Origin of the sequence: Calothrix anomala FACHB-343 (genome assembly GCF_014696435.1) — a bacterium.
Lineage (GTDB): Bacteria > Cyanobacteriota > Cyanobacteriia > Cyanobacteriales > Nostocaceae > Aulosira > Aulosira anomala_A.
This window is the reverse complement of record NZ_JACJQG010000046.1, coordinates 1-15,101: the sequence shown is the minus strand read 5'-3', so window position 1 is coordinate 15,101 and position 15,101 is coordinate 1. Positions and strand designations below refer to the sequence as shown.

Sequence of the window (15,101 nt, the reverse complement as noted above, 5' to 3'; positions counted from 1 at the left end):
ACGAAACGTAAATAGACTTGAATCCCTTACCAATGACTAATGACGAATGACAGCCTTTGCCAGTTTATTTAATTACGCCGACTTACTTAATTAACTCTGATTTGCTTGCTTGTTCGCAACAACAACCCGCAACTCCATCTGTGGGATGAATTTCGGACATATTATTGAGAATTGAGGAGTTGGTAAATAAGGGAGATGAAAGTATTTGCCATTGTACAGTTGAGATATTCAAGTCTTTGATTAACCCAGTTTTGATGTCTAGCACCCAACCATGAATGTTTGGGGCGTTTTGCTCGTGGAGTGCTGTTAAAGTAATTCGCATCTAGAGCTAGTTTCTCAGCTACCCAAGACTGATTATTGCTGAGAAGTTCATCAATGGTGTGATATTTCATCAATGATTGAAGAAATCTATGATAAGCATTGTATTTTATCTATATCTAGATCTAAAGTTTAAAAATGTAAATTTAATCTCTGCCGATGAGATGGGATGCATCTCAAAAGCTAGATAAATAAACAAAGATATTCATCAGCAAAAGTGCTTATGAGATAAAAGTTTAAACTGAAGGATATTCGTGAGAAACAAAGGGTATTGCTATTACTTCGCCTTCGGTTTCTCCTACTTGCACTTTTAAGCCTACACCGCCAGCTTTGGTGCGAATGTAACCTAGTCCAAAGTGTCCATCGGCTGTTTGGGTGTAACTGGTGAGTTTACCAACTTTTTCATCCCCAATGGCGATCGCACTGCCAATTTCCGCAAAACCACTTAGGCGTATTCCCCAAAGGTTTTGTTTTACACCTTTATATGTATTCAATCTGGCAATGGTTTCTTGTCCGATATAGCAGCCTTTATTAAAGGATATGGTTTGCCACAAGCCAACTTCTAGGGGATTGTAATCATCTGTGAGTTCTGCGTCTGGGGCGGGTCTTCCTTGTAATATTCGTAACGTATCCCAAGCGCGATCGCTCAATTCTACTGCGCCTAATTCTAAAATTTGACTCCACAGTTTCTCTTTTTCAAAGACAGGCAAAATTAGAGTATATCCAGGAGAAGCCAAGCCACTACCAACGGCAATAATTAAGTTACCGTTGACTACTACATGACTTCCATAGGGTTGACCGAGAATTGATTCTGCGCCTAATTTTTCGATAATTGCATGACTTTCAGGGCCGATGAGGCTCAAGGTTGCAGTTTCAGCAGTTACATCGGTTAATTGCACTTTATCAGCAAAAAAGATATAGCGGTCTAACCACTGCATGATATATTCGCGACGGTTAGGCGAAACCAACAATAAAACCGCATCTTCTAAAACGTAGGCAGTAACTAAATCAATGGTGCGAGCGGTGGATGTTACCATTACCGTATCGCAACCTTGACCAGGTTTTAAGCTTTGGAAATCGTTAGTACTTTGGTTGTGTAAAAAGCGGATGCGATCGGTATCAGAAACACGAATGCGTCCAAAAAAAGAGCGATCGCATACAGCAACACCTTCTGTTACCGCTTGGATAGCTGCTGCGTCTTGAGCGTCAATTGCAGATGTTGGCATGGTAATGAAGAGTTGCTTTTATTTCAAGGGTTTCGCATTGGAATATTACCAAATTATCTTTGATTGGTTCAAGGGCATGGGGCATTGGGCATTGGGCATGGAAGGGGGACAACTGAAAATTGTACAGACGCGATTGATCGCGTCTCTAACAACTTGACTATTGACTGTGGACTCTTAACTATACCTATATACAGTTTCAGAAGTTTTATGATGACGAAGGTTGCACCTGCTGTTGTGGTGTTGGGTCAAAATAGTGTAGCAGTAGCACGCAAAATAACTAGTGTTTTACCAGGGGCGACGTTATACGGTTTGGCGGGACGTACTATTGAGGTAGATGTTAGCTTTAGTAATTTTGGTGAGACGGTGCGGGAGTTATTCGCCCAGGGAACGCCGGTGATTGGGATTTGTGCGGCGGGTATTTTAATTAGAACCTTAGCGCCGATGATTTCTGATAAACGCCAAGAACCGCCAGTAGTCGCTGTAGCTGAAGATGGTAGCGCGGTTGTTCCCCTGTTGGGTGGATTGAGTGGGGTAAATGATTTAGCGCGGCGGATTGCTAAGGTTTTTGATGTGAAAGCCGCAATTACAACTACTGGCGATATCCGGTTTCGCACAGCGTTGTTGTCTCCGCCTGCTGGTTATCATTTGGCTAATCCTGATGATGCAAAAACTTTTATTTCTGATTTGCTAGCTGGGGCGCAGGTAAAGTTGGAAGGAATAGCGCTTTGGTTAACTAACAGTCAATTACCCATCGATCCAAATGGAAATTTAACTATTAAAATTAGCGATCGCTTGCTTCAGCCGACATCAAACTGTTTAATATACAATCCGGCAACAATTGCGATCGCTATTAGTGAAATTTCTGGAACTGAGGATGAGGTACTAGCATCCATACAGCAACTATTAACAGAGGCGGAAATTGCACCAGCATCGATAGCTGGGGTATTTGCACCCCTGACCATCGCCGCAAATCCGGTAATTCATGCCGTTGCTAGCGCCTTGAAAGTCCCTACACGCTTTTTTACTTCAAATCACTTAGAAAGTTTATTAACACAAGGTTATAGCCCCAGCCAAGCGGTAGCTATTGCCGCTATAGGGACAGATGGTGAGGTAATTAAGACAGAGAAAGGAATAGCGATCGCAATTTCCCCCGAACCTATCAACCCCAACACTATCGGACAATCACGGGGACGATTAGCGGTAATTGGTACGGGGCCAGGTAGTTTGCAATGGATGTCTCCGGAAGTGAAAGAAATCCTCAAATCTGCTACTGATTTAGTCGGTTATACAACTTACTTAAATTTGGTAGGTTCCTTAGCTGAAGGTAAGCAACGACATGATTCTGATAATCGCCAAGAAATCTCACGGGCGGAAATGGCATTAGATTTAGCAGCCCAAGGACGATATGTAGCTGTAGTATCCTCTGGAGATCCGGGAATTTATGCGATGGCGACAGCGATTTTTGAAGTTTTGGATCGCCACAATAAACCAGAATGGGACAGTATAGAAATTCATGTTGCACCGGGAATTTCCGCCATGCAAGCCACAGCAGCAGCTATAGGCGCACCTTTGGGACATGATTTTTGTACTATTTCCCTTTCAGATATTTTAAAGCCTTGGTCAATAATTGAACAGCGAATTGCGGCGGCGGCTGAAGCTGATTTTGCGATCGCCTTCTACAATCCTGTATCTAAAGAGCGTACTTGGCAACTAACAGAAGCGAGAAATATCTTGCTGCGCTATAGAACACCTGACACCCCAGTAATCTTAGGGCGAAACCTCGGACGCAATGGACAAACTGTAAAAGTAATTACCCTTGAGGACTTAACACCAGAAGTAGCCGATATGCGAACCCTAATTATTATAGGTTCTAGCAAAACCAAGACAATTCAACGCCCTGATGGTAATGTCTCCGTTTACACTCCCCGCCACTACAGTTAAAATCGCAACATTAAAAACAAAAATAGACTTAAATACAGCATGTCATTAATACCTAGCAAATCCTCCGCGTACCTTTGCGTTTACCTTTGCGCCCCTTTGCGTTGAACTTTCAGCCCCAATTCCCCACAATTTGATCCAAAGCTGTACTAACGTTAAAAAACTGACATTCCTGATGCATATTAGTTTGTACTGTAAGATGAAATCGGCTCATTTAAGTAGTTGAAATTTTCACCTGGAAATCTAATGAACAAGTTCTTACTTCACTTACTTTCAACTCCTGTAGTTATTAGCTCTATCCTGTCTACAGGAATCGTCATTAATCAAGCTCAAGCTATCGAGCCACAACCTACAAATACACAAGATCGTCTCACCTGTATCCGTAATAAACATAAAGTAGGTCTAGTCTGCGCCAGAGCTTCTGTTTTGGCAGAAATTCCTAAATATCAGCCAGAAACCGAACCAGTCTCAGCAGATGGAGTACCGATCCTAGAGTTTAACGATCAAGAAAGTGATATGGCGATCGCTTTATTTGGCTGTGATTGTGGTGCTTGTATAAATTCTTTAAGAAAAATGCAGGGTGCAACTCCATTAGTTTATTAACTAATCAAATTAATTATTCATGAAATAGAGATCCTTTTCAGGGCGTAACCCAGGTTATGTCCTGATTTTGTAATATATCTACCTTAAAAAGCTACTATCAGCCTCAATCATGCATTTATCAGATATTTTCCAATAGAAAATACTTTTGTTTATTTCTTTAGCGGTGATACTACTCTGGTTAATTTTGCATCACTGATTTCTTCTCTTTCAAGAATATAATAAATCGTATTTTCTCTCTTCAATCTACCACAATCAACTTGAACTAATTTTAGATTAGCATTTATCAAATCAGCAGTAAAATGCAATTAGGGTTTATGCATAAATAAACCCTAAATAAACATCAGCTTAAGCAAATAAAGAACCTAAAAAGACTATTTCCGCCACTGATATGGCGAACAATAAATTCTTAGTTTTGGACAAATAAGTTTATTTCTTGTCATTAGATTGCTTGTCACTATAATAGTCAACAATCTCAACAGCACAATTAGATATCATAGATATCAAAGCTATTTCAGTTGAATTCCCTGGATTCAAAATTGTAACAAAAGTTACGAAAACAATGATTGCCAACTTTAGTTGTAAAGCATTGGGATATAAACGGGAATCTGTTTTCTTAGCTCGAAAATTAGAGTCTTGCGCACGATCAGGAGATGATTGTGGATACGGCATTTATTCAGACCTCCTGCTGATTCTAATTTATACTAAGGTCGATGTATATTTAAATTTTTGCGAATTTTTATCGACCAAGCTAACTGCGATTGTCCTTGTATAAAGTTATCGGTCAATCAATAACGAGCTATGCAAAAACATAATGTTTGCACTTTGTCAAGTAAACAAACGCCAACAAATTGGCAATTGAGATGCAAATATAAAATTAATAAAACTTTACATCATAGCTTTTCTGAACGCTACATCTGTAAATGTGCAAGACATATAAGCAAGGAACATTTAAGCTCATCCCATCCCGCAAAGGGATTTAACGTTGACAGTTAACAGTTAACAGTCATCAGTCATCAGTCAACGGTTTCATTCCATCCCTAGAAGAAATGGGTGTTCCCGATACTTTGTTATAAGATTCACACAAATATTTTGCATAAAAGAAGTTCTAGAGATCGACACACTAATAGAGCTTGGCTCATCCCAGAAAATGAAAATTAGTAAAGTGGATGAGCAGAAATAGCTGTTGTCAAGACAAAACTAAGGACTAAAACTCATGTCTGTTTCTAAATTTCCCAGACAAAACTTGATAGCGTTACCTTCCTTCAACAGAATTTGGAGTTACTTCCAATTCATTCGAGAGCAAGAATTTTATGGAATTCCAGCTACGCCTCTACAATTAATTCTGGGGATGATAAATCGCACAGTTAAAGGACATGTATATTCTGGCCCTTTTGCTGGCTTGCAATATGTTCCTGAAAGTATTATGAGCGCTCACTATCCAAAATTACTAGGTACTTATGAATTAGAACTCCATCCTATTATCGAAAAGCTTTGCCAAACTGACTTTGAAAAGATTATCAATGTGGGTGCAGGTGAGGGTTACTACTCGATTGGTTTTGCAACGCGAAACAAACAAGCTAAAATTGTTGCGTTTGAGCCAGGTACTCAAGGACGTAAACTGATTAAAGAGATGGCTCGGTTGAATGGAGTTGAAAAGCAGCTTGATTTGCAAGGATTATGTGATATTACAAGTTTTCAGGACGCTTTAAATGATTCTCTGAAATACCTTGTGATTATGGACTGTGAGGGTAGTGAAAGCATTCTGCTCGATCCGAGAAATTTCCCCAATTTGAAAACAGCAACAATAGTTGTGGAAATGCACACTTCTAACGTTCCAGGACTTGATGAAATCATCATCTCGCGGTTTCAAGATACCCATAATATTGCTGAAATATGGACTCGCGATCGCACAGTAAAAGATTTTCCCTTCAAACTCCCTACATGGGTCTATCTTTTATTTAAAAATACTCTCCTGAATATCATGTATGAAAATCGAGGAAAGTCAATGTGTTTCTTTTATTTAGAACCAAAAATATACAATCAATCTTAAAATTTGATATTTTACAAGTGGTCAAAACTGCTCAAGTGCCAACTTCAACTTATAAGCTATCAAGTAGCGATGATGACAACAATATATAGTGATGATGATGCACTACGGCCGCAAAGCGAACAGCTTTACTATTGTATTCGAGAAATACTGCAACAAGAAAATGGGAGCCGAGAGCAACGCAAAGCACTCAATCGTCTGCTATATCTCATCCCAAAATTACCAGGTATTAGAAAAACATTAGACCCGCGTATAGAATACCAAGAGGCGTTGAACCGAGCTTTAGAGAATGTTTGGTCGAACATTCATAGCTTTCCCAGCTTGTATGGGTTAGACATTAGCGATGTAGATGTAATTCATGTTCAATGCTGTTTTACCAAGTGGTTTAATAAGATTCTTCAACGGAGGATATTCGATATCTATCGCGAACAAGGAAGACAACCATTGTGTTTTGAAGATACAGAAAACATTGGTTTTACCTTAGATCCATTAAACCGACTAGCCGATGAAGAACTGCTCAATAAAATTAAAAACTACATTCACCAAGACCCAGAAAGATTATTGCAGCAGTGTCATCTAAAAACCGCTCCTCAGTGTAACTGTCAAGAATTAGTTAAGAGAAGATTGCTAAGTGACAATGCACAAAAATGGCGAGATATTGCACAAGAATTACATCTACCTCAAGGAACTGTCACTGCATTTTGGAATAGACAATGCATACCTTTGTTGAGAGCTATAGCGCTGAAACTAGGTTATTAAATAGAGAAGGCATCATGAACGAGCAACAATTATTTCCGATAACTATTCCACTAAACAAAGAAGCCCATAACTTAGCAAGAAACTTTGCCTTAAAGCAAGCTAAATCTGAGCAACGCGAACTAGTTTATCGTAATACTTTAGCAGTTTGGGCGGTAAATCATTTCTTACAATGGATGGAAATAGATACAGATTTGCAAGAAAGTGAAAGCTGGAATCCAATCATTCATACCTTCAATAATGTTGCTGACATATTTATTCCCTCAGCAGGAAGGTTGGAATGTCGTCCAATCCTAGAAGGGGAAACATCTATTTACTTACCTCATGAGGTTAGAGAAAATCGGATTGCTTATATAGCAGTTCAATTTTTACAGAAATTGAACCAAGTGCAATTACTAGGATGTTATATTCCTGGAATTGATGAATCACCTGAGCAATTGGATATTCAAAATCTATCCTGTCTTGATACTTTACTAAATCATTTGGAATGGTTAGAACGAGTTAACGCGCGGGGAGGGTTAACCAGACTCAAAGATATTTTAGAGCGTCAACTTGGAGCAGGTTGGGACACAGTTGAAACAACCAATCTCGTTAGTGGAATAAATCCACGTTTTAGACAAGGTCATATTAGTACATTAATACTTGACAATCCAGAAACCATTAATTATTGGATTGAGCAATTGCATAGTGATGATGAACTTTGCACTCAAGAAGCAGCTCAGAGATTAGGGGAAATTGGTTTTGGTAAATCAGAAGCGATCGCTGCATTGACACAACTACTAAAAGTTACCCACAATGAAGATACTCGTTGGCAAGCTGCATTAAGTTTGGGGAAACTTGACCATCATCATCCGCAAGCTGCTGTGCGTCAGCGCAAACAAATTCAATTACGCAGCGATTGTTTTGTGACTCTAGTTATGAGTTGCAGACCAAACGATGATGGTTCAATTAGAGTGCGAGTACAAGTGTATCCTATTGAACCTGATATTTTTGTTCCTACTGGTTGTAAATTAGCCATACTTGATGAATCTGAACAAGTCTGGCAAGAGTTTGAAGCACAAGATAAGGATGATTATATTCAAAAATCCTTTGATGTCGCTCCTGGTGACCGTTTTGCAGTGAAAGTAGGGTTATGTTATGCTACTAGCCACATAGAGCATTTTATTTGCTAACGCAACTGGGGGCGATTTAATGTGGCGAGAGTTGCTGTTTTAAGACTTGAAGGTCACTTTGACAAAGGATTCAGTGCGATGCTTCGGCTTGGAGAAGCTGGCAAAGCTCCTTCAGTAGGTCACACAGGCAAATTGCCCCCAGATACTCAACTTCCTGAATTCTATAAACTCTGGCGCTCAAAATATAGTCAATTAGGTAAGCGTCTGCGCGCATTAAGAAACGTAGAAGATCAAAGCGGTGGTTTTTCTTCAGTGAAAGATTGTGACCAAGCATCTCAAAGTTTAGCCAGCAGCTTTAATCAATGGCTTAATTCAGAGGATTTTCTACCTCTGAAAAAAATTTTAGAACAAGTAGATAGTTCTGAAGAACTTAGGATAGTGATCCAAAATAATGAAGTCGATCTGCTCAGAAAGCTACCTTGGCATTTGTGGGATATTATTCAGAGCCACAACGCAGAAATTGCTATTAGTTCTCCCAATTATCAGATACCAGAACGAATCCAAAGAATCAGATTTAAACCAAGAATTTTAGCGATTCTCGGTAATAGTGAGGGCATAAAGGTAGACGTAGATAAAAAATTATTAGAGCAGTTAGGAAAAGAAAAGAATGCGGAAATTGTTTATCTCTTAGAACCCAATCGCAAGCAGATATACGAAGCACTTTGGAAAGATGATAAAGGCTGGGATATTTTATTTTTTGCAGGTCATGGAGCTAGCCATATTCATAATGGAGAAGGCAGAATTTACATTAATAAAAATGACAGCCTATCCATTAGTGACTTGAAAGAAGACCTGAAGACAGCTATTAAAAGAGGTTTACGACTAGCTATTTTTAATTCTTGTGAGGGATTAGGACTAGTGAAGGAGCTAGAAAGTCTACATATTCCACAGGTTATTGTCATGAAAGAGCCTGTACCTGATGAAGTAGCGCAGGAGTTTCTGAAGTATTTTCTCAACTACTTTGCAAATGGAGAATCATTATATTCTGCTGTCAGAAAAGCGCGAGAAAAACTTCAAGAAATCGAAAATCTGTTACCTTCGGCAACCTGGTTACCAGTGATTTGTCAAAATCCAGCAGAAGTACCTCTAACATGGCAAGAGCTAACCCCTCCTAAAGTGGATTATGTTAGCAAAATAATAGAATATTTGCTGCTAGGAATTTTTTCTCTGGGGGAGTTATTAGAAGCAGAAGTAGGGGACAACCAAGAGAATATATCTAACTCTCAACAGCCAGATGTCATCGAGTTAACTAATGTTGGCGATTTTTGGACGCGCAACTTGAGCAAGGGACAGTGGGTATCCATTACAGGAGCGCTCTCCCAATATGCTCCCATGTTTATTGGCCCGCCAATGCTCAAACGCGAAGTTCTCAGAGGTTATCGGCGTGCTATACCCAAGGAAGACTATGAAAATTCATACAACCAAACGGCTGTGGATGCTAATATAGCTTTTACTGCTGCACAAATGGTTTTGAGATTAAATCCTGAAGAAACTCAATCTGACTGGGTATACATGGGTTTTTACCACAGTATTGTTCGTAATTCTATTCCGGTTTTTGTTGCCAAGAAATATTACACCAATGTAGTAGAGCCTCTGTTTGAAAAAGACGGTAATAGAATTGCCTATGTAGTAGAAGCGAAAATTACGGGACGGTTAATTCCTTTCCCTAGTAATTATATTAAAGAATTCATTGAAAAAAATAACATTAAAAGCTATATTAAGCCAGAACTTTTGAGTGATGTAGATAAAGAAATCTTAGCCATATTTGTTGATGGAATTCACACAAAGATTGAATATCTGGGAACAGCAAGATATTTGGACGGAGATATTTGGGTTGCTTTAAAATCAGGGGTAGAAGAAATTTTTGTCAGTAGATTTATTAATCTGTCTGATGTTGAAGATGTGCGTCAACAATCCCAGGCTTTGCAATCGGAAGCAAGAGAATTCTCTCCTGATGGCGAACTGGTTTATCAATTCGATCAGGTTGAAAAGTTAATTCCTGGCTATCAGACTGTTAATTCAATGATAGAACGCTTTACTAAAAGACGACCACCTGATGCATAGACATCATTCTGAAAAGGTTGGTATTAATCGTCTACATCGATATTGCATTATCACTTTGATTTAAGATTTTTACTAGCGATCGCGCGATAATTTGGCTAACTACTCGATTACCTGCTAAATTTAGGTGAATGTGGTCTTGATACAAGGCTTTGACGTTTGGGGTATTGTTAAATATAGGCAATACATCTATATAAGTAATCTGTTGCCCTTGGGTAAATTCCTTGAGCCTTTGACGCGCCTTAATTTCATAATCGCGAGAACCTGGTTCGCCAATTTCGCGCAATAGGGGAGTCATCACTAACAGAAATTGGCTGTTGCTTTGTTGGGTTAGCACTTGGGTTTTACCAATTGCTGCTAAATTTATTCCCACACGATCGCCTGATTCTTTTTGTATGGCTTGAAGTTCTGGATGTGGCTTGTCTTTAATTAAATAACGCTGCCAAAGTTCTATCATTGCTAGAGGTGGTTTGCGATCTGGATAATTGCGATCGCGTCCCACTGGTAAGGATGTGGGAGCCGTAGCAAATAAATCATCGGTATTAATTAATAACACCACCGCCTGGGATTGGAAATTCCCAAATCTTTGTAGGTAAGCTAATTCATTTCTCGGCCCCCAAGAGTTAGCCGATGCATTTAATACTTCAATTTGCTGGTATTTATCCTGAGTGGCTGACGTTAAAGCGCCCATCAGTAACTGCGAAATTGTATTATCTTGATCTGTCCACCAACCACCGTTAGCGATGGAGTCGCCCAAAATTAACACCCGGATTGTATCAGGTGCAGGTGTTTTGGTAATCGGCTGGCTACGCATAGAATATTCATTAATCTCAATGCGATTGCCAAATCGACGAGTTTTTTGGTTCGGCGCTAACAAATAACCTATCTGCGGATCGCTAATGTAAGTTAGGGGATTACCAAAACCAAACAGCGATCGCAATCCTACCTCAATTCCTACCAGTAAGCCGATAATTACTGCCAACGCGATCGTTAAGGCTAATTTCACCCAAAATTACCATCCCATTAATTAAAAAAAATTAATCTATTGCACTTAAAGTATTAAATTATACTATTTATATTTCAGCCCTGAGACAGATTTTTCATAGATTTCTCATAATTTATTGTCTTTCTTGCCTCAATTCATCTATGTATAAATAATTAAAAACTAGTATTATAAATCACTTATATCCCTAAATTGCCAGATGCCATCTGTTGTTTTACCAATGACAAAGCGCAAAGTCTGAGCGGAGGTTTCCTCCGATCAGAACTTTGTAAGAATGACCAATGACAAATGACCACTTAGTATAGAATATTACTTTTATCTTTAAAGATATGAATAAATTTGTGGCGCTTTTCGTTGCAAAGCTTAAACAAAATAATCATGACATTTTAATAATATCGTTAAACAGAAAGACTACAATCAAAACGGACAAATTAGCACTGTAACAAAGGAGGCTTACAAAGCTATGTCCGACTTAAATCGTGGCATCATGAAATTTGATGGAGCTGATTCTCCAAAAGTAGTTACTATCTCTACTGTGCTGCTATTGGGTTCAATCGCTGGTCTAATTATTTGGGCACTACAAGCGGCTTATGCGCTAAACTAAGAGTTAGCTGCTTAGTATTTGGTCAGTTGGCAGGTCACTGGCGAAGATGGCTTCTGCCTCAGCTAAGTGTGCCCTGCCTAACTCTTCAAAGCGCCCTTGAAAGCATCAATAAAATTTCCGTAAGATTTGAGATTTGAGATTTGAGATGCAAAATGCCAAGTGCAAAATAAATCTAAAATCAAAAATCCAAGATGTCTGAACTTTGGGGTGCCTTAACGATTTTAATTGTCTGCCCCTTACTGGGTGCGTTACCGCTAATTGCCTGGATTACCTACGCCCTAACAGGGAGGAAATTAGCCAAACTCGGTACGGGAAATATCAGTGTGTCAGCTGCTTTTTACCACGGTGGCAAACTGGTAGGGATTCTCGCCGTATTATCAGAAGCGTTTAAAGGGATTGCTGCTGTTCTCATCGCCCGTGCTTTTTTTAGTGAGGGATCGACTTGGGAAATCATCGCCCTCATAGCCTTGGTAATTGGTAGATATTCTCTAGGCAAAGGAGCCGGTACAACAAACGTCGTCTGGGGATTTTTGGTACACGATCCGCTAGTGGCAGGGTTTACAGGTTTTTTAGCCGCGATTAGTTTGATGATTTTACAATCGAAAAAAATCGTCAAATTTGGTGTTTTGTTGTTATTTCCCCTATTTGTCTTAATATTGCATATTGAAGATTTTCCCCGCGTTATCGCTGCGGCTAGTTTAGCTGGCTTATTAGCTTGGATTTATCTCAAAATTCCTGACGATCTTAAACTTCCAGCCCAAGGTGCAAAACCAGAATCAAAAGCGATGCTGGAATTATTGGGCGGTGAAACTCAGCTGATGTCTCTCAAAGATGAGTTAGATGAGACAAAAGTTGGACATAAAGCAGCAGCGCTATCCCAACTCAAGCGTTGGGGTTACCCAGTTCCTAAAGGATGGGTACTCGCTCCCGAAGACGATCCCACAGGAGTAATCGACTTTTTCCAGCCATCGGAATTATCGCCTTTAGTAGTGCGTTCTTCAGCCATTGGCGAAGATTCCGAACAAGCTTCAGCAGCTGGACAGTATGAAACGGTGTTGAATGTTACCAGCGAACAGAAATTAGCCGAAGCGATCGCTCAAGTTCGAGCTTCCTACGATCATCCTACTGCAGTACAATATAGGCGCGATCGCGGTTTACCAGATCAAGCAATGGCGGTGCTGATTCAGCAACAAGTCCAAAGCGTTTATTCTGGTGTAGCTTTCAGTCGCGATCCCATCACTCAGCAAGGCGATGCCATTGTCATTGAAGCTTTACCCGGTAGCGCCAGTCAAGTTGTCTCTGGCAGAGTCACCCCAGAACAATATCGGGCTTTTGTGGTAGAGACAGAAAATTTCTCTTCCGTACAATTAGAAGGTGCAGGAAGAGTACCACAAGCCTTAATTAAACAAGTCGCATTATTAGCTCGACGTTTAGAAAAACGTTACCACGGTATCCCCCAAGATATTGAGTGGAGTTATGACGGTCAAACTTTGTGGGTATTACAAGCTAGACCCATCACCACTTTATTACCCATTTGGACAAGAAAAATCGCTGCTGAAGTTATCCCCGGCGTGATTCATCCCTTAACTTGGTCGGTGAACCGTCCTTTAACTTGTGGTGTTTGGGGGGAAATATTTACACTAGGTTTAGGCGATCGCGTTTTAGGATTAGATTTTGCCGAAACTGCAACTCTGCATTACTCCAGGGCATATTTTAATGCATCCCTCCTGGGACAGATATTTTTGCGGATGGGATTACCGCCAGAAAGTTTAGAATTTTTAACCAGAGGCGATAGCTTAAGTAAACCGCCCATACTTTCGACTTTACAGAATATACCGGGATTGTTGCGGTTAATCCGGCGAGAAATGGATTTAGAAACCGATTTTAAGCGAGATTACCGCGAGAAGTTTGTGCCGGTATTATCTCAATTAGCCCATGAATCTATTGAAGCACTAGAGCCAGCCGAATTATTGGCGCGAGTGGACATGATTTTAGAAGTGCTGCGTCTTGCCACTTACTATAGTATTTTCGCTCCCATCAGTGCGGCTATTAGGCAAAAAATTTATCGAGTCAAAGATGGAGAGATTGATAATAGTGTGGCACCAGAGGTAGCCGTATTGCGATCGCTCAGTGCTTTAGCCCAAAATGCCAAACAAGTATTAGCTGAATTTGAGCCAGAGAAAGTTTTTGAGCAGTTGGAAGCAACCCCCGAAGGACAGAATATTATTTACGATTTTAACGAACTGCTGCAAGACTACGGCTATTTAAGCGAAGTAGGTACAGATATCTCTGTTAGCACTTGGAAAGAAAACCCCGAATATGTTAAACAGCTGTTTGTGCAATTAATGCAGGGAAGTGACGCAGCGATAGATGGTGTAGATCCGATTAACCAAGTTTTTTCGGGGAAACGCAAACGGGGAAATGTCCAACGGCGCGTGGATTTAAAAGGTAGAGTAACTGAAGTTTATTCGCGCCTGTTAGCAGAATTACGCTGGAGTTTTATCGCTTTAGAGCAGATTTGGTTAAAATCTGGGTTGCTGCAAGAAACTGGCGATATCTTTTTCTTGGAATTAGAGGAAATTGGTAGTTTAGTGACAGCGACGGATTTAGAATTGAGCCACCAATTACATAAATTACTCGAAAAAAGGCGATCGCAATTTTCCCAAGATAGCCAAATTACCCAAATCCCTCTTTTAGTTTACGGTCATACACCACCCCATCCCCTAGCTCCCTCAGCTTTGTACTCCGATCAAGTTTTACAAGGAATTCCCGCCAGTCACGGACAAGCTGAAGGGAAAGTGAAGGTGTTACGCAATTTACAAAACCTACCAACAATAGATAGAGAGACAATTCTTGTAGTACCTTACACAGACTCCGCCTGGGCACCAATATTGGTAAGGGCTGGCGGCTTAATTGCCGAAGCTGGCGGTAGACTTTCTCACGGTGCGATCGTCGCGCGTGAATACGGAATTCCCGCAATCATGGATGTAAGCGGCGCTACTTGGTTACTCCAAGATGGGCAGCGAGTACGGATAGATGGCTCTAGGGGTATTGTGGAATTATCCAATGATTTGAGACCTGAATAGACTCGAATGATTACCACTTCCCTGAACGAATTACCAGAACAACCCGTATCTCATAACCCGGAAATTAAGAAAAAAGTCATGCTAAAGCTGGGGGACTTACCCCATTTAACGAACTTTTCTCAAGCGCGTTTTGCGCCCGGACAAAGCGCCCCCGCCCACGCCCATCAAGATATGTCTGAATTGACACTCCCCCGACTGTTTAAATTTCGCTACGCTCATTTAAACAAAAAGTCGGGGGATTCTCTAAGAAGCACTTAGAAGGGACAGTCAAAAGTCCCCCTACCTGC

Annotated in this window: 12 protein-coding genes and 1 pseudogene; 9 read left to right on the top strand and 4 right to left on the bottom strand. The window is 40.3% G+C overall.

The window, feature by feature from the left end; genetic code table 11:
* Positions 1-82: 82 nt before the first annotated feature.
* A complete protein-coding gene (locus H6G08_RS37675; RefSeq protein WP_242046253.1) occupies positions 83-322 on the bottom strand; it encodes a hypothetical protein in 240 nt (79 codons plus the stop codon).
* 232 nt (positions 323-554) lie between these two features.
* Positions 555-1,544, bottom strand: a complete 990-nt coding sequence (gene ygfZ, locus H6G08_RS23480; protein WP_190547291.1) for a CAF17-like 4Fe-4S cluster assembly/insertion protein YgfZ — start codon at positions 1,542-1,544, stop codon at positions 555-557.
* Positions 1,545-1,751: 207 nt separating this feature from the next.
* On the opposite strand from ygfZ, the gene cobJ reads away from it, so the two are divergent.
* Together cobJ and H6G08_RS23470 are read left to right on the top strand one after the other, a co-directional pair.
* Positions 1,752-3,485, top strand: coding sequence for a precorrin-3B C(17)-methyltransferase (gene cobJ, locus H6G08_RS23475; protein ID WP_190547290.1), 1,734 nt, complete (start codon positions 1,752-1,754; stop codon positions 3,483-3,485).
* A gap of 243 nt (positions 3,486-3,728) precedes the next feature.
* Complete coding sequence (locus H6G08_RS23470; RefSeq protein ID WP_190547288.1) at positions 3,729-4,085, top strand: hypothetical protein; 357 nt, start codon at positions 3,729-3,731, stop codon at positions 4,083-4,085.
* A 426-nt stretch (positions 4,086-4,511) separates the two neighbouring features.
* Here the strand turns inward: H6G08_RS23470 and H6G08_RS23465 are convergent, their stop codons facing one another.
* Complete coding sequence (locus tag H6G08_RS23465; RefSeq protein WP_190547286.1) at positions 4,512-4,754, bottom strand: hypothetical protein; 243 nt, start codon at positions 4,752-4,754, stop codon at positions 4,512-4,514.
* A gap of 544 nt (positions 4,755-5,298) precedes the next feature.
* Here H6G08_RS23465 and H6G08_RS23460 point away from each other — a divergent pair.
* The 4 genes from H6G08_RS23460 to H6G08_RS23445 all read left to right on the top strand — a co-directional run bounded on the left by H6G08_RS23460 (position 5,299) and on the right by H6G08_RS23445 (position 10,124).
* Positions 5,299-6,135: a class I SAM-dependent methyltransferase gene (locus H6G08_RS23460; protein ID WP_190547284.1), complete on the top strand. Its 837-nt coding sequence runs from the start codon at positions 5,299-5,301 to the stop codon at positions 6,133-6,135.
* Between the two features lie 69 nt (positions 6,136-6,204).
* Positions 6,205-6,891, top strand: coding sequence for a sigma-70 RNA polymerase sigma factor region 4 domain-containing protein (locus tag H6G08_RS23455; RefSeq protein ID WP_190547282.1), 687 nt, complete (start codon positions 6,205-6,207; stop codon positions 6,889-6,891).
* Between the two features lie 14 nt (positions 6,892-6,905).
* Positions 6,906-8,060 (top strand): DUF1822 family protein, encoded by a 1,155-nt coding sequence (locus H6G08_RS23450; protein ID WP_190547280.1) that lies wholly within the window; start codon positions 6,906-6,908, stop codon positions 8,058-8,060.
* 78 nt (positions 8,061-8,138) lie between these two features.
* Positions 8,139-10,124: a CHAT domain-containing protein gene (locus H6G08_RS23445; RefSeq protein WP_190547278.1), complete on the top strand. Its 1,986-nt coding sequence runs from the start codon at positions 8,139-8,141 to the stop codon at positions 10,122-10,124.
* Between the two features lie 31 nt (positions 10,125-10,155).
* On the opposite strand, the gene H6G08_RS23440 is transcribed toward H6G08_RS23445, so the two are convergent.
* Positions 10,156-11,127 (bottom strand): SGNH/GDSL hydrolase family protein, encoded by a 972-nt coding sequence (locus H6G08_RS23440; protein ID WP_190547276.1) that lies wholly within the window; start codon positions 11,125-11,127, stop codon positions 10,156-10,158.
* 460 nt (positions 11,128-11,587) lie between these two features.
* Here H6G08_RS23440 and H6G08_RS37245 point away from each other — a divergent pair, with 460 nt between their 5' ends.
* From H6G08_RS37245 to H6G08_RS23430, 3 genes and pseudogenes are all read left to right on the top strand, one after another.
* A complete protein-coding gene (locus H6G08_RS37245) occupies positions 11,588-11,728 on the top strand; it encodes a hypothetical protein (RefSeq protein WP_190477982.1) in 141 nt (46 codons plus the stop codon).
* A gap of 191 nt (positions 11,729-11,919) precedes the next feature.
* Positions 11,920-14,814, top strand: coding sequence for a glycerol-3-phosphate acyltransferase (locus H6G08_RS23435; protein WP_190547274.1), 2,895 nt, complete (start codon positions 11,920-11,922; stop codon positions 14,812-14,814).
* Positions 14,815-14,820: 6 nt separating this feature from the next.
* A pseudogene (locus tag H6G08_RS23430) lies at positions 14,821-14,997 on the top strand (cupin domain-containing protein); the annotation flags it as partial.
* Positions 14,998-15,101: the final 104 nt, after the last annotated feature.

Excerpts from the sequence above, each read along its gene's own strand:
- H6G08_RS37675 (WP_242046253.1), bottom strand. The coding sequence starts at position 322 with ATGCGAATTACTTTAACAGCACTCCACGAGCAAAACGCCCCAAACATT.
- ygfZ (WP_190547291.1), bottom strand. The coding sequence starts at position 1,544 with ATGCCAACATCTGCAATTGACGCTCAAGACGCAGCAGCTATCCAAGCG.
- cobJ (WP_190547290.1), top strand. The coding sequence starts at position 1,752 with ATGATGACGAAGGTTGCACCTGCTGTTGTGGTGTTGGGTCAAAATAGT.
- H6G08_RS23470 (WP_190547288.1), top strand. The coding sequence starts at position 3,729 with ATGAACAAGTTCTTACTTCACTTACTTTCAACTCCTGTAGTTATTAGC.
- H6G08_RS23465 (WP_190547286.1), bottom strand. The coding sequence starts at position 4,754 with ATGCCGTATCCACAATCATCTCCTGATCGTGCGCAAGACTCTAATTTT.
- H6G08_RS23460 (WP_190547284.1), top strand. The coding sequence starts at position 5,299 with ATGTCTGTTTCTAAATTTCCCAGACAAAACTTGATAGCGTTACCTTCC.
- H6G08_RS23455 (WP_190547282.1), top strand. The coding sequence starts at position 6,205 with ATGATGACAACAATATATAGTGATGATGATGCACTACGGCCGCAAAGC.
- H6G08_RS23450 (WP_190547280.1), top strand. The coding sequence starts at position 6,906 with ATGAACGAGCAACAATTATTTCCGATAACTATTCCACTAAACAAAGAA.
- H6G08_RS23445 (WP_190547278.1), top strand. The coding sequence starts at position 8,139 with ATGCTTCGGCTTGGAGAAGCTGGCAAAGCTCCTTCAGTAGGTCACACA.
- H6G08_RS37245 (WP_190477982.1), top strand. The coding sequence starts at position 11,588 with ATGTCCGACTTAAATCGTGGCATCATGAAATTTGATGGAGCTGATTCT.
- H6G08_RS23435 (WP_190547274.1), top strand. The coding sequence starts at position 11,920 with ATGTCTGAACTTTGGGGTGCCTTAACGATTTTAATTGTCTGCCCCTTA.